The organism is Yersinia sp. J1, from assembly GCF_050586585.1.
Lineage (GTDB): Bacteria > Pseudomonadota > Gammaproteobacteria > Enterobacterales > Enterobacteriaceae > Yersinia > Yersinia entomophaga.
This window is the reverse complement of record NZ_JBOBDP010000010.1, coordinates 62,285-75,848: the sequence shown is the minus strand read 5'-3', so window position 1 is coordinate 75,848 and position 13,564 is coordinate 62,285. Positions and strand designations below refer to the sequence as shown.

Sequence of the window (13,564 nt, the reverse complement as noted above, 5' to 3'; positions counted from 1 at the left end):
GACAGCCATTACTCCTTGATCTCTAGGGGGCAATGGCTGTTATGCTGGCTGAGCTTGAAACTTACTTATTCTTAGTTAGCCGGAGTGTGTAATGAAGCCTTCTGTCGTGTTGTATAAGCCCCTCCCTGCCGAACTGCGCCAACGTTTAGAGCAACATTTTACCCTACACTGCTTTGACGGCCTGACATCGGAAAACTCGCAACCATTCCTTTCAGCATTGGCAAACGCCGAAGGCATTATTGGTTCTGGTGGCAAAATCGACCCGGATTTTCTCGATAAAGCCCCACGCCTACGCGCCGCCTCCACGATTTCTGTTGGCTATGACAATTTCGACGTCGAGGCACTCAATCAGCGGGGCATCGTCTTGACGCACACTCCAACCGTGCTAACCGAAACCGTTGCCGATACCATCATGGCGCTGGTTCTGGCTACCGCTCGACGGGTAGTGGAAGTTGCTGAACGGGTTAAAGCCGGCGAATGGCAGGATAATATTGATTCCAGCTGGTTTGGCGTCGATGTACACCATAAAACCATAGGTATCTTGGGCATGGGTCGTATTGGTCTGGCAGTTGCTCAGCGCGCTCATTTCGGTTTTAGTATGCCTGTGCTCTATACCAGCCGTCGGTCCCATGCAGAAGCCGAATCACGCTTTAACGCCCATCGTTGCGATCTGGATACTTTACTCGCTGAATCAGATTTCTTGTGCATCACCCTGCCTTTAACAGAACAGACGTTCCATATGATTGGGCCGGAACAATTGGCAAAAATGAAGTCAAGCGCCATTCTGATTAACGCGGGGCGCGGTTCGGTAGTCGATGAACAAGCACTGATAGACGCTCTGCAAAACGGTACTATTCACGCCGCAGGGCTGGACGTTTTTGAGCAAGAACCGCTGTCACAAAACTCGCCGCTGCTGAAGCTCAATAACGTTGTTGCCCTACCGCATATTGGCTCCGCTACTCACGAAACTCGCTACGCCATGGCCGCCTGCGCCGTAGATAATTTGATCGCCGCGTTAACCGGCACGGTGACTGAAAACTGCGTTAACCCACTGGTTATTGAAAAATAGCCAAGAGAGATAGCCGCTACCCAAATAACGTCAATCAACCGAAATGGCCTATAATTGCTTATAGGTCAGTCGGTTATTTTGACGACTGATGATAAGAAAGCCCCCTCATCCAGCCTTCTCCTCCCTGAAAAAACAATATGAGGATGAGGCTATTTTTCCACCGGCTGACACACTTAACTCGCCTCAAACCCTACAAAATCAAACGATCAGGAAGGCGCGTCATGAAACGTCTCACACTGCCCTTATTGTTAGTATTTTCTCCCGCAGCCCTAGCCACCTGGACGTTGCAGGGCTTCCCTGCATTTTCCGAGCAAAGCAACGGTATTTTCAGCAGCGCGGCCTCGCTAACTAAAGGCCAATATCCGCTTAAATTTTATCAGGATAAGCAATGCTGGCAGCCAACTGATACCGTCAAACTCAATCAAACCTTTTCTCTACAGGCTTGTGATAATCAGCCTGAAATCATGTGGCGACTATTTCGAGATGGTCAGTATCAGGCACGTATAGATACCCGCAGCGGTACGCCAACGCTGACGCTGAGCTTAAAACAGCCCGTTGTTGATGAATCCCAAGCCGTTACCCATATTTGCCAGCGCTGGAACGGTCAACCCGTAACCGTAGACGTCAGCCAGACCTTTGCCGAAGGGGAAAAACTGCGTGATTTCTATTCGGGCCAAACCGTTATCGTCGCAAACGGCAAAATCACGCTGCAACCGGCAGAGCAAAGCGGCGGCCTGTTGTTGCTAGAACTCGCGCAAACTCAAGGGCCTGCTCCATTTAGCTGGCAAAACGCCACGGTTTACTTTGCATTGACCGATCGTTTTAACAACGGCAATCCTGCCAATGACCATAGTTATGGCCGCAGAAACGATGGCATGCAGGAGATCGGCACTTTCCACGGCGGCGATTTGGCCGGATTAACTCAGAAGCTGGATTATTTACAGCAGCTTGGCGTAAACGCGCTGTGGATTAGCTCACCGCTGGAGCAAATTCACGGCTGGGTTGGCGGCGGCACCAAGGGAGATTTCCCGCACTACGCCTACCACGGCTATTACGCGCTCGATTGGACCCGGCTCGATGCCAATATGGGTGATGAACAGGACTTACGCCAACTGGTGGATCAAGCTCATCAGCGCGGCATCCGCATAATATTTGATGTAGTGATGAATCATGTGGGTTACGCCACTCTGGCAGATATGCAGAGCGGCCAATTTGGCTCACTGTATTTATCCGCAGAACAGGCGGAGAAAACGCTGGGCAAGCACTGGACCGACTGGAAGCCAGGCAGCGGCCAAAATTGGCATAGTTTCAACGATTTTATTAATTTCAGTGATAAATCCAGTTGGGATAACTGGTGGGGTAAAAACTGGGTTCGCACCGATATCGGCGATTATGACTCACCCGGTTTTACCGATCTGACGATGTCACTGGCTTTCCTCCCGGACATCAAAACCGAATCCACACAGGCCAGCGGTTTGCCGCTGTTTTATCGCCATAAATCCGATACGGCAGCCAGAGAAATTCCCGCAGCTACGCCTCGGGATTACCTTACTCATTGGTTAAGCACATGGGTTCGAGATTATGGCATTGATGGATTTCGAGTCGACACGGCCAAACACGTAGAAAAAGCGGCTTGGCTGCAGCTCAAACAACAGGCTACGTCAGCATTAGCAGAATGGAAAACTGCTCATCCCGATCGGGCGCTGGATGATGCTCCATTTTGGATGACCGGCGAGGCTTGGGGGCATGGCGTAATGAAAAGCGATTATTATCAGAATGGTTTTGATGCCATGATTAATTTTGATTTTCAGGATCAGGCTAAACAGGCGCTGGACTGTTTCTCAACCATTGACAGCACATATAGCCAAATGGCTGAAAAATTGCAGAATTTTAACGTACTGAGCTACCTTTCCTCTCACGATACTCGCCTTTTCTTTCGCGATGATGCGGCTCAATCATTAGCAAAACAGCGGCGCGCCGGAGATTTGCTGCTGCTGGCTCCGGGAGCGATTCAGATCTTCTATGGTGATGAAAGTGGCCGAGAATTTGGCCCAACCGGCTCCGACCCGCTGCAAGGCACTCGCTCGGATATGAACTGGAATGAACTGAACGGCTCGAAAGGAGCGCTGCTGGCTCACTGGCAAAAAATCAGCCAGTTCCGCGCGCGTCATCCCGCGATTGGTTCCGGGATACAACAGTCACAACAAACTGCTGATTATTATGCGTTTAGCCGTCAGCATTTAGACGATAAAGTCCTTATTGTCTGGACGGGGGATAAAAAACAGTAAACCAGACTATTATCCTGACATATCGAGTTTTATTGATATATCTGCGCACAAGGTAGAATTATGGGTACGTTGCACCCGCAATTATCTGGCTGTATGGTGCTCCTTTACCTCCGATAACAATTAGTCAGCATTTATGAAGTTTTCACTTTTTGGCGATAAGTTTACCCGCTACGCGGGCATTACACGGTTGATGGATGACCTGAATGAAGGATTACGCACGCCGGGCGCTATCATGCTTGGCGGTGGCAATCCGGCTCAAATTCCTGAGATGGATGCCTACTTCCGGCGGCTATGTCAGGAGATGCTGGATAAAGGACAGCTCACAGAGGCGCTATGTAACTACGATGGCCCGCAGGGTAAGAATCTGCTGCTAAACGCGCTGGCAAAAATGCTGAGTGATGAGTTAGGTTGGCAGGTCGAACCACAGAATATTGCACTAACAAACGGTAGCCAAAGCGCGTTTTTCTACTTATTCAATTTATTCGCTGGCCGCCACGCCGACGGATCGCTGCGTCGGGTATTATTCCCGCTGGCACCTGAATATTTAGGCTACGCCGATGCCGGTTTGGATGAAGGGCTGTTTGTTTCGACTAAACCGAATATTGAGCTACTGCCGGAAGGCCAGTTCAAATATCACGTCGACTTCGATCACCTAAAGATTACCGATGATATCGGGCTGATTTGTGTCTCTCGACCGACTAATCCGACCGGAAACGTCATTACAGATGAAGAATTAATTCGTTTGGATGCTCTGGCACAGCAGCATGATGTGCCGCTACTGATCGATAACGCCTACGGCGTGCCTTTCCCCGGTATTATTTTTAGCGACGCAACCCCCCTGTGGAACCCGAATATTATTCTGTGCATGAGTCTGTCAAAGCTTGGCCTGCCGGGTTCTCGCTGTGGCATCGTTGTCGCCGATGAAAAAGTGATTTCCGCCATTACGAATATGAATGGCATTATCAGCCTGTCTCCGGGCAGCATGGGGCCAGCGATAGCGGCAGAAATGATTCAACGCGGCGATCTGCTAGACTTATCCAACAATGTAATTCGTCCGTTCTATTCTCAACGCGTGCAGCATACTCTTGAAATTATTCGGCGTTATCTTCCCGCCGAACGCTGTCTGATTCATAAGCCGGAAGGCGCGATTTTCCTATGGTTATGGTTTAAAGACCTGCCGATTACCACGGAAATACTCTATCAACGCCTGAAGAAACGCGGCGTATTGATGGTACCCGGCCACTACTTCTTCCCCGGTTTGGAACATGATTGGCCTCATACTCATCAGTGTATGCGGATGAACTACGTGCCAGACCCAGAACAGATCGAAAAAGGTGTCGCGATTCTGGCAGAAGAAGTGGAATTGGCTTATCAGGAAGCGCGCTAACAACGATGAAGCGCGGAGAGAAATAAGGCGATGTTCGCTATCGGTATAGTGAGCAGCAATCAATATAGTAAACAATGGCATAGCAAAACTGCGCTAGGCGGCTGAATAACTGAACTGCTCTCTCAAACCCCAAAGAACAACCTCGGTTGTCCTTTGGGGTATTTAGCGACCTAAAAGCGCTACAACGTCCAGAACAGTACGGCCAGTATCTGCGGAGACATAATCCTTAGGAACATTGCTAGCGGATACACGGTGGCATAAGACAGCGCCGCAGCACCACTGGTTGGGTGTAAGCCATTGGCGAAAGCCAGCGCCGGAGGATCGGTCATAGAACCCGCCAACATGCCGCATAGCGTCAGGTAATTCATTTTAGTGAGAATTCGCGCCAGAATCCCGACGGTTAGCAGGGGAATCGCGGTAATCATCGCGCCATAGCCAATCCACGCCAGCCCATCGCCATAAAGCAGCGTATTAATAAAATCACCGCCTGATTTCAACCCAACCACCGACAGGAAAAGGACTATACCTAGCTCACGCAGCGCCAGATTAGCGCTAGGCGGCATAAACCAGTACAGTTTACCGATGCTACCGATACGCCCTAAAATCAATGCGATAACCAGTGGGCCACCTGCCAATCCCAAGCGTAAAGCCGCAGGAAAACCGGGAACAAACAGCGGTATTGACCCCAGTAACACCCCTAATCCTACGCCGATAAATACCGGCAACATTTGTACTTGTTGCAGTTTTTGTTGAGCGTTACCTATAACCGCAGCGACCGCCTCAATGGATTCCGGTCGCCCTACCAGATTTAAAATATCACCGAATTGCAGGCTGGCGTTGTTGCTGGCGACTAGCTCGATACCGGCTCGGTTTAACCGAGTAATAGCGACGTCGTATTTCTGTTTCAGGTTTAAATCGCGAATTTTTTTGCCTAAAACAGCCTCGTTGGTCACCACCATCCGTGCCGATTGCAGCGCGCTGCCGGCGGTGGAAAGCGCCACATCCACCTCTTCACCAAGCACTAAACGCACTTTTTCCAGATATTCGCGCTGTCCAACTAAATGCAGGTAATCGCCTAACTCAATTAAGGTAGCAGGCAGCGGTACCATCAATAAATCACCGCGTTTCAGGCGAGAGCACACCACATCATCGCTATTTAACAGCGGAATATCCTGCATCGCCAAGCCATCCAAATTAGGATTGCGTACCGCGACGTTCATGGTTTGCAGCAGTTCACGGTTTTGTCCGCTCCTGCTATCAAAATCTTTAGCTTCACGATCGACATTTATCTTGAATCCTAGCCGGATCAGCCACATAACCAACAGAATCCCGCAGATACCAAAAGGATAGGCCATGGCATATCCCATCCCCATTTGCCCAACCAACTGAGGAGAAGATCCTAAATCCGTCAATACCTGCTGAGCCGCGCCCAGCGCCGGAGTGTTGGTAACTGCACCGGAAAAAATACCGAGAATGATCGGTAGAGGCACGTTGAAAAGTTTGTGGATAACCGCCGTTACCAGACAACCCATCACTACCATTAATATGGCGAAAGCATTCAGGCGCAGTCCGGAAACTCGTAGAGAAGAGAAAAACCCCGGCCCAACCTGAATACCAATGGTATAAACGAACAGAATCAGGCCAAACTCCTGAATAAAGTGAAGCATGTCACCGTTGAGACTGACCTGATAAGTTTGGGCGAAATGACCAACAATAATTCCGCCAAATAATACTCCACCAATCCCTAACCCAACGCCATATATCTTCCAATTACCGATCCATAACCCCAATACGGCGACCAGCGCCAACATACTGACGGTAAGGGCGATATCAGTCATAAATCACTTCCTTGCCTAAGTTTAAAATCCGGTCAACCGACCTCGGTCTTAAATTCTTACAATTAGTAGGGATTCTGGCAGAAGGGCAACGAAGGGACTGTGGGATGCACCACAAAATGCGCCGGATAACAGGAATGTTTCCGGCGCCAAAAGCTAGGGAGGAGGGTTTTACTTTTTTTATTATCTGCACCGGCTCCCGGAAGGGAGACCGGTGCGAGTTGGGTCACTGCAAATTACTGCTGAACGGTTTCTGCGTTATCCAATGCCGGGCGATCTTCTACCGGACGACCGATAGTAATACGCTGTGGCTGGAGTGCTTCAGGAACCTGACGCAGCAAGTCGATATGCAGCAGGCCGTTTTCAAACTGCGCGTTATCGACGTTCAGGTGCTCTGCCAGAGTGAAGGTCAGATTAAACTCTTTACGAATCAGACCCTGATGCAGATATTCCACCTGTTTCTCCACGGGTGCTGGCTTACCACGAACCGTCAAGCGAGGGCCTTCAACTTCGATCTCCAGTTCACTTTGCTTGAACCCAGCCAGCGCCAGAGAGATACGGTAGTGGTTATCATCACTTTTTTCGATGTTATATGGAGGGAACCCCTGTGCCTCGGTAGAACCCTGCATAGTGCTCGCCAATTTATCAAAACCAATCCACTGACGAAGCAGAGGTGACAAATCATAATTACGCATAGTGTTAACTCCTTCTTTGAAGCGAGGTAATAGGCTGCCACGGCCGCGTTAATAACTTTTTTTTCAAATCAAAGTCTGCTGTTAAATAACAAACAGGTGTTATTAACCCGTGACAGGTTGGCCCCCGATTACGGCAGACCAAACTCTTGATTAATAATGTGCCTAATGCACATTATTTAAATTTTATTTAATCTCAATCCGACGAGGTTTCATACTTTCAGGAACAATTCGTTCCAGATCGATATACAGCAGGCCATTCTCTAAATTGGCGCCTTTAATTTTAATGTGTTCAGCCAATTGGAATTTGCGTTCAAAGTTTCGTTCCGCGATCCCTTGATATAAATAAGTGCGCTGTGCTGGAGCTTCTACGTGAGAACCACGGACAATCAACAGGTTGTCCTGAGTGACTATCTCCAGTTCCTGCTCGGCAAAACCGGCAACGGCGATAGCAATACGGTAGTTATTTTCATCTACCAGCTCGACATTATACGGAGGATAGCCGCCGTTATTCTGGCTCTGACCAGTTTCTAATAAGTTAAACAGACGATCAAAACCAATAGCAGAGCGGTATAATGGAGCAAGATCTGAATTACGCATAACAACTGCCTCCTAAATTCATTAGCAAGGTTAAATAGGTCTTCCTTAATGGACAGACTCTTGGCCAGAATACCCTGACGGCATATTCTCTCTCGGCCTGATAATAAGATGGGATCGAATTTTTTCATTTCAACTGTCAAAATGAAAAAATTTTTTTAACTAAAGATTTTTGCTCTAAAAACAGAGTTATCGCATACACTGAATTGGGAGCGCCGCCACATCTGCGTGTAATTATTATATTAAAGCGACAGCAAAATGTTATAACTCTGAGAGATCGCTTTTATGTTGGCTGACAACCTGAACACTGCCAAATGAGATGTAACGATATGATAAGAGCTACCGTTCTTCCTATGGTCACTGGCTGTACCCTGCTGTTTACCAGCGGCTGTTCCAGCATTATGACTCACACCAGTAGCAGTCAGGGCTACTATTCCGGCACCCAGGCTAACGTCGCCATGCTCAAGGATGACAACACCGGCTGGGCGTTGCGCCCGCTGCTAGCCGTTGATTTACCCTTTTCTGCCGTAATGGACACGCTATTTCTGCCTTACGATTATCTGCGTTCAGATAACGACCCTGCGCCCGGCTCGCCCCGAGAACGTATCCGTCAGGAAGAAGCGCAAAATATGGCCGCCAGCGCTCACCCCATTCAGTGAATTTATTATTTATCGATTAATATAGGACTTACCGGTTAATGTTCAATTAGCCGGCTTCAACCACAAAAATCTGCGACCAACCGTCGACCTCCCGCATATAGGCAACTTTCGTCCCATCAGGGGAAAAGACCACCGCGTCTCCCAATGGGGGGACCGCGGTTCGCTGAGTTAGCCGCTGAACCTGGCCGCTGCCAATTTCGCAACACACCACACTGTTATCTCTGACAAAAGCAATTCTGTCGCCCTTAGGACTCCAACTGAAAGCCGATTGCACGCCGTGCCCGCCATGAGTCAATTGCCGTGATTCGCCGCCCAGCGGAGAAACCAGATAAAGCTGTACGATTCCCGCATCATCCCTCATCAAACAGGCAATGGCGCTACCGTCCGGGGAGGAGCGTAACCAGTGGCGTGGCGTGATCGCCAGCCCTGGATATCTGCGTTTTTCCGTATAAGTCAACCGCCGTTGATTTACCCCCAACGGAGGCGCTGGAAGACGGTATTCATCTCCCTCCAAGGGGCTAGAACCTGCTCGGGCGAATTCTCGGTTTTTTTCCGGTAAATCAACAATAAAGACTTCAGGCAGTTTAGAACCATCCGCCGCGACCGTATCGCCAATAAACGCCAGCGCCCAGCGTTGTCGGCTGCCGTCGGCTTTCAAGTAGCCCTGTTTGCCAATCCAGCCTTCTTCATAAGCGCGGTTGATTTCATCACTCCCTGGCCGTGGCATTGACGTGGTACGGCTGACCAGAACGCAGAAATGGCTGCCATCATATTCACGAGGATGATGCTTTGGCGGATTAACCCCATGCAACGGCACGGCAACACCAACGTTACGTAAATCCAGCGCGGGATCGCGTTCATGCAGCACATGGTCGTTATAGGTAAAACTCAGACGCGAGCCGTCGGGGCTAAAAACATGGACATGAGTCCCGCCACGCAAAGCGCCGGGAGTATAAGGCGCAGTGATATCCATAGCGTCCAACGTAATGGCCAACTCCCGATCCGGCTCGCTGACAATCACACCGCGCCGATGATGAAAATCATAATGCCATTGGCTATCCGGATGTTCCGGGCCGTGGATAAATACGTAGCGAGAGGGATTATCAGGGCTGGCGGTCACTACACCAACGTGAGCGCCGTGCTGAGCACGATAAATAACCTCAATCACTCCCGTATTACAATTGACTCTTTCAATAGTTAAACCGGTGAAAGAAGCCCCGTTTGGCCGGACGTCATATACCAGCCACTGGCTGTCCGCCGTCCAGACATTGATATTGGTGAGCTGATGACCTCGAGGATCGAAAGTTAACTGTTTTTCCTGATGGCTCATATCGCTTCTCGCTGATAACCCGTATAGCGCTCATCCTGCCCCATTCGCCGCACTCCGTCATCCGCGATATACCATCCGCGCGACCCAACGGGCGATTTATTCACCTTCGTCGCTTCCAATTTAGAATTTAATGTCTAATATAGAATTTAAAGTACAAATAGATTGAGTATAAATAGAGATACCTATGCTGAGCCGCTATCACACCATTGCCGATGCTATCGCGATCCTTTTTGCCCCCTATGCCGAAGTCGCTATTCACGATATGGCCAGTCAGACTCTGGTTTATATCGCCAATAACTATTCACATCGTCAATTGGGAGAGGATTCCAATTTAAGCGAGCTGGCGTTCGACCAAAGTGCAAAGCTGCTGGGACCTTATCAAAAACGCAATTGGGATGGTCGTCAGCTTCGTTCAATTAGCTCGGTGCTGCGGGACGATGACGGGAAAATTATCGGGTTACTGTGTATCAATCTGGATATTACCGTGTTTGAAAACGCCAAAATGGCGTTGGATATATTCCTCAATAACAGCGGGTTACAGCCTCAACCTGCAGTTTTATTTCAGGATGACTGGCAGGAACGTATCAATACTTTTATTCACCAGTGGTTGCAGCAACAGCAGCTTTCTCTCTCAACGCTGAATAATCCTAGCCGCCGCGCCTTAGTTGAAGCGCTTTATCAGCACGGCGGATTTAAAGGCAAAAATGCCGCGGGCTATGTAGCGAAAATCCTCGGAATTGGCAGAGCAACGGTTTACAACTACCTAAAAAATAATAAGGAATCCCTATGAGTTCGCTATTTGATGCCATTCAGGAAGCCCATCAGATTCTGCGTCCGCAGGTACGCATTACGCCACTGGATTACAGTCCGTTGCTCTCGCAGCACACTGGTTGTGAGGTTTATCTCAAATGCGATCATCTTCAGCACACCGGTTCCTTTAAATTTCGTGGTGCCAGTAACAAACTGCGCCTACTGAGCGAAGAACAACGCCAGCGCGGCGTGATCGCCGCCTCTACCGGCAATCACGGTCAGGGCGTGGCGCTAGCCGCAAAACTGCTGGGCGTCGAAGCCACTATTTATGCCCCAGAACAGGCTGCAGCCATCAAATTAGACGCCATTCGCGCGCTGGGCGGAAAAATCGAGCTGGTAGCCGGTGATGCCTTAAATGCAGAACTGGCCGGAGCCAAGGCGGCTCAGGAACAGGGGAAAGTCTATATTTCCCCCTACAACGACGAGCAAGTTATCGCCGGACAAGGCACCTGCGGCATGGAAATCGTCGAACAGCAGCCGAATCTGGACGCGGTTTTTGTTTCCGTTGGCGGTGGCGGCTATATCGCCGGAATCGCAACCGTATTGAAGAAGTTGTCGCCAAATACGCGGATTATCGCCTGTTGGCCAGCGAATGCCACCAGCATGTATAGCAATCTGCTAGCCGGCGAAATCTATGAAGTGGAAGAGCAGGAAACGTTGTCTGACGGCACCGCTGGCGGCGTAGAAACTGGCGCGATAACTTTCCCGCTATGTCAAAAACTGATCGACGATAAAGTACTGGTTACCGAAGAAGAGATCAGACAAGCCATGCAGTTAATTGCCCGCAGCGACCGCTGGATGATTGAAGGGGCGGCGGGCGTGGCGCTGGCGGCAGCATTGCAACAGGCACCACAATGGCAAGGCAAAAAAGTGGCGGTTGTACTGTGTGGTAAAAATATCGTACTGGAAAAGTACCTTAAGGCCGTTTCCTGATGCTTATCCTCAATAAACAGCAAATATTCGACAGTTTCGCCGCCGATCGTACCACTTTACTGCTAAAACAAGGATTTATCGCGTTCAGCCAGCAGCAGGTTCAGATGCCGGCGGTACAGCATTTGTTATTCACACAGGCTAATGGCGATTGCTGTATCAAAAGTGGCTATCTGGAAGGAGACGACAGTTTTGTCGTGAAAGTTTCCAGCGGATTTTACACCAATCCATCATTAGGATTATCCAGCAATCAAGGTTTGATGATGGCCTTCTCGGCCAAAACCGGTGAGCCACAGGCGCTATTAATGGATGAAGGCTGGCTAACCGCTCTGCGCACCGCATTAGCCGGTCGAATTGTTGCCGAACTTTGTGCCCCAAAACACATTACAGCTATTGGCATTGTGGGCACCGGCTTACAGGCTCGCTTACAGTTGGTGCACCTGAAGGCCGTAATTAATTGTCGGGATGTCTGGGTTTGGGGACGAAATCCTGAAGCATTATACGATTATCAGTTATTTGCTGAATCAGAAGGTTTTCGCGTACAGATCACGCAAAATGCCAGCCAGTTAGCGGAAAAGTGTCAATTTATCGTGACGACTACGCCGAGCCGCGAACCTATTTTGCGGGCTAAAGACATTCAACCCGGTACTCACATCACCGCAGTCGGCGCTGATGCTACTGGCAAACAAGAGTTGGAAATCCAACTTGTGGCCAAAGCAGATAAGATTCTGGTGGATTCATTGGCGCAATGCCGCGCATTCGGTGAGATTTCCCATGCTTTTCAGCAGCAGTTACTTCAGGCAACACCCATTAGCGAGATCGGTGAAGTATTGGCGCTAAATAAACCCGTTAGAGAAAATGATCGTCAAATCACGCTGGCAGATTTAACTGGCTTGGGCATTCAGGATGTACAGATCGTAAAAAGCATTCTGCTTTCCTGCCCCTGAGCCTCAGAACAGGAAGGGGCCACTAATGGCCCCTAAAGCGTTTTTTACGTTATTTAGCAGCAAATTAACGTTGATTCAGCACAAACTTTTCAATGGCTAGCGCTACGCCATCTTCTTCATTAGTTGCCGTCACGTACTGGGCAATCTCTTTTAGCTCGGGAATAGCATTCCCCATCGCCACGCCCAGGCCAGCATATTCAATCATCGCGTAATCATTACTCTGATCGCCTAAAGTCATCACATTTTCCTGTGCGATGCCTAGATGCTCCGCCAGCATTTTAACACCGGCACCTTTATCAACGCGTTTACTTAGAATTTCCAGGAAGTAAGGCGAGCTTTTCATAATAGTGAACTTCTCGAACACTTCGGCAGGAATCTGTGCGATGGCGCGATCCAAAAGCTCTGGTTCATCGATCATCATCACTTTAGGGAAACGCATTGTTGGGTCCATTTCACTGACACTACGGTATTTCAACGAAATTCCCGTCAGAACAGTTTCGTGAATGGTGTACTTACTGATGTCTTTGTTAGCGGTATACAACGTATTGTAATCAAAAGCGTGGAAATGCACGCCTAACTGCCGCGCCAGAGCTTCGAAATAAAGATAATCATCAAAGCTTAAGGTTTCCTGCAACACACATTCACCGGTCGCGGCTTTTTGAACTAATGCACCGTTATTGCTAATGCAATAATCGTTGCTGTTTTCCATATTCAGTTCGCGCAGATATTGAGTGACACCGATATAAGGCCGGCCGGTAGCCAGTACCACCACCACGCCTTTTTTCTGTGCGGCCTCGATGGCCTGCTTTACTCTAGGGGTAATTTGGTGAAGCCCGTTAAGCAGCGTACCGTCCATATCAATCGCAATCAATTCAATAGCCATGACACCCTCATATATTTACATCGTCTTGCATCATGCTAACGCGATTCAGCGAACGAATGCTAGCAAGGGTTTACTCAACCGCCTGCTTGCCTATGAAACCTGGCTCGAAGCAGCAATATTGGCTGCAAATCGCGCCT

General features: G+C 49.3%; 12 protein-coding genes. 7 read left to right on the top strand and 5 right to left on the bottom strand.

The genetic code is table 11. The annotated features are described in order from the left end of the window. Positions 1-91: 91 nt before the first annotated feature. The 3 genes from ghrB (at position 92) to ACQ4OC_RS14155 (ending at position 4,744) form a co-directional block, all read left to right on the top strand. Positions 92-1,069 (top strand): glyoxylate/hydroxypyruvate reductase GhrB, encoded by a 978-nt coding sequence (gene ghrB / locus ACQ4OC_RS14165; RefSeq protein ID WP_064515921.1) that lies wholly within the window; start codon positions 92-94, stop codon positions 1,067-1,069. A 221-nt stretch (positions 1,070-1,290) separates the two neighbouring features. Next, positions 1,291-3,357, top strand: coding sequence for an alpha-amylase (locus ACQ4OC_RS14160; protein ID WP_064515923.1), 2,067 nt, complete (start codon positions 1,291-1,293; stop codon positions 3,355-3,357). Positions 3,358-3,490: 133 nt separating this feature from the next. After that, positions 3,491-4,744 carry a valine--pyruvate transaminase gene (locus ACQ4OC_RS14155; protein ID WP_064515926.1) on the top strand — a complete coding sequence of 418 codons (1,254 nt, stop codon included), beginning with the start codon at positions 3,491-3,493 and terminating at the stop codon, positions 4,742-4,744. Between the two features lie 179 nt (positions 4,745-4,923). Here ACQ4OC_RS14155 and ACQ4OC_RS14150 read toward each other — a convergent pair whose 3' ends face one another. The 3 genes from ACQ4OC_RS14150 to ibpA form a co-directional block, all read right to left on the bottom strand. Further along, complete coding sequence (locus ACQ4OC_RS14150; protein ID WP_064515927.1) at positions 4,924-6,582, bottom strand: putative transporter; 1,659 nt, start codon at positions 6,580-6,582, stop codon at positions 4,924-4,926. A 233-nt stretch (positions 6,583-6,815) separates the two neighbouring features. Continuing rightward, on the bottom strand, positions 6,816-7,274 hold the full coding sequence (gene ibpB / locus ACQ4OC_RS14145; protein ID WP_064515929.1) for a small heat shock chaperone IbpB: 459 nt from the start codon (positions 7,272-7,274) through the stop codon (positions 6,816-6,818). Positions 7,275-7,457: 183 nt separating this feature from the next. Then, positions 7,458-7,871, bottom strand: a complete 414-nt coding sequence (gene ibpA, locus ACQ4OC_RS14140) for a small heat shock chaperone IbpA (RefSeq protein WP_064515931.1) — start codon at positions 7,869-7,871, stop codon at positions 7,458-7,460. 326 nt (positions 7,872-8,197) lie between these two features. Here ibpA and ACQ4OC_RS14135 point away from each other — a divergent pair, with 326 nt between their 5' ends. Beyond that, complete coding sequence (locus ACQ4OC_RS14135) at positions 8,198-8,527, top strand: YceK/YidQ family lipoprotein (RefSeq protein ID WP_371112909.1); 330 nt, start codon at positions 8,198-8,200, stop codon at positions 8,525-8,527. 46 nt (positions 8,528-8,573) lie between these two features. Here the strand turns inward: ACQ4OC_RS14135 and ACQ4OC_RS14130 are convergent, their stop codons facing one another. Then, complete coding sequence (locus ACQ4OC_RS14130) at positions 8,574-9,857, bottom strand: DUF3748 domain-containing protein (RefSeq protein WP_064515932.1); 1,284 nt, start codon at positions 9,855-9,857, stop codon at positions 8,574-8,576. 184 nt (positions 9,858-10,041) lie between these two features. On the opposite strand from ACQ4OC_RS14130, the gene ACQ4OC_RS14125 reads away from it, so the two are divergent. From ACQ4OC_RS14125 to ACQ4OC_RS14115, 3 genes are read left to right on the top strand one after another with little or no spacing between them, the layout of a single operon-like run. After that, positions 10,042-10,647 (top strand): helix-turn-helix transcriptional regulator, encoded by a 606-nt coding sequence (locus ACQ4OC_RS14125; protein ID WP_064515934.1) that lies wholly within the window; start codon positions 10,042-10,044, stop codon positions 10,645-10,647. After that, positions 10,644-11,600, top strand: coding sequence for a threonine/serine dehydratase (locus ACQ4OC_RS14120; RefSeq protein ID WP_120806530.1), 957 nt, complete (start codon positions 10,644-10,646; stop codon positions 11,598-11,600). Before ACQ4OC_RS14125 ends, ACQ4OC_RS14120 begins: the two co-directional genes overlap by 4 nt. Next, positions 11,600-12,544, top strand: coding sequence for an ornithine cyclodeaminase family protein (locus ACQ4OC_RS14115; RefSeq protein WP_430971281.1), 945 nt, complete (start codon positions 11,600-11,602; stop codon positions 12,542-12,544). The genes ACQ4OC_RS14120 and ACQ4OC_RS14115 overlap by 1 nt, the downstream gene beginning before the upstream one ends. 64 nt (positions 12,545-12,608) lie before the next feature. Here the strand turns inward: ACQ4OC_RS14115 and yidA are convergent, their stop codons facing one another. Then, positions 12,609-13,427 carry a sugar-phosphatase gene (yidA, locus tag ACQ4OC_RS14110; RefSeq protein ID WP_064515939.1) on the bottom strand — a complete coding sequence of 273 codons (819 nt, stop codon included), beginning with the start codon at positions 13,425-13,427 and terminating at the stop codon, positions 12,609-12,611. Between the last annotated feature and the right edge of the window lie 137 nt (positions 13,428-13,564).

Bases quoted from the DNA above. Each gene is read 5' to 3' on its own strand.
- ghrB (WP_064515921.1), top strand. From the start codon at position 92: ATGAAGCCTTCTGTCGTGTTGTATAAGCCCCTCCCTGCCGAACTGCGC.
- ACQ4OC_RS14160 (WP_064515923.1), top strand. From the start codon at position 1,291: ATGAAACGTCTCACACTGCCCTTATTGTTAGTATTTTCTCCCGCAGCC.
- ACQ4OC_RS14155 (WP_064515926.1), top strand. From the start codon at position 3,491: ATGAAGTTTTCACTTTTTGGCGATAAGTTTACCCGCTACGCGGGCATT.
- ACQ4OC_RS14150 (WP_064515927.1), bottom strand. From the start codon at position 6,582: ATGACTGATATCGCCCTTACCGTCAGTATGTTGGCGCTGGTCGCCGTA.
- ibpB (WP_064515929.1), bottom strand. From the start codon at position 7,274: ATGCGTAATTATGATTTGTCACCTCTGCTTCGTCAGTGGATTGGTTTT.
- ibpA (WP_064515931.1), bottom strand. From the start codon at position 7,871: ATGCGTAATTCAGATCTTGCTCCATTATACCGCTCTGCTATTGGTTTT.
- ACQ4OC_RS14135 (WP_371112909.1), top strand. From the start codon at position 8,198: ATGATAAGAGCTACCGTTCTTCCTATGGTCACTGGCTGTACCCTGCTG.
- ACQ4OC_RS14130 (WP_064515932.1), bottom strand. From the start codon at position 9,857: ATGAGCCATCAGGAAAAACAGTTAACTTTCGATCCTCGAGGTCATCAG.
- ACQ4OC_RS14125 (WP_064515934.1), top strand. From the start codon at position 10,042: ATGCTGAGCCGCTATCACACCATTGCCGATGCTATCGCGATCCTTTTT.
- ACQ4OC_RS14120 (WP_120806530.1), top strand. From the start codon at position 10,644: ATGAGTTCGCTATTTGATGCCATTCAGGAAGCCCATCAGATTCTGCGT.
- ACQ4OC_RS14115 (WP_430971281.1), top strand. From the start codon at position 11,600: ATGCTTATCCTCAATAAACAGCAAATATTCGACAGTTTCGCCGCCGAT.
- yidA (WP_064515939.1), bottom strand. From the start codon at position 13,427: ATGGCTATTGAATTGATTGCGATTGATATGGACGGTACGCTGCTTAAC.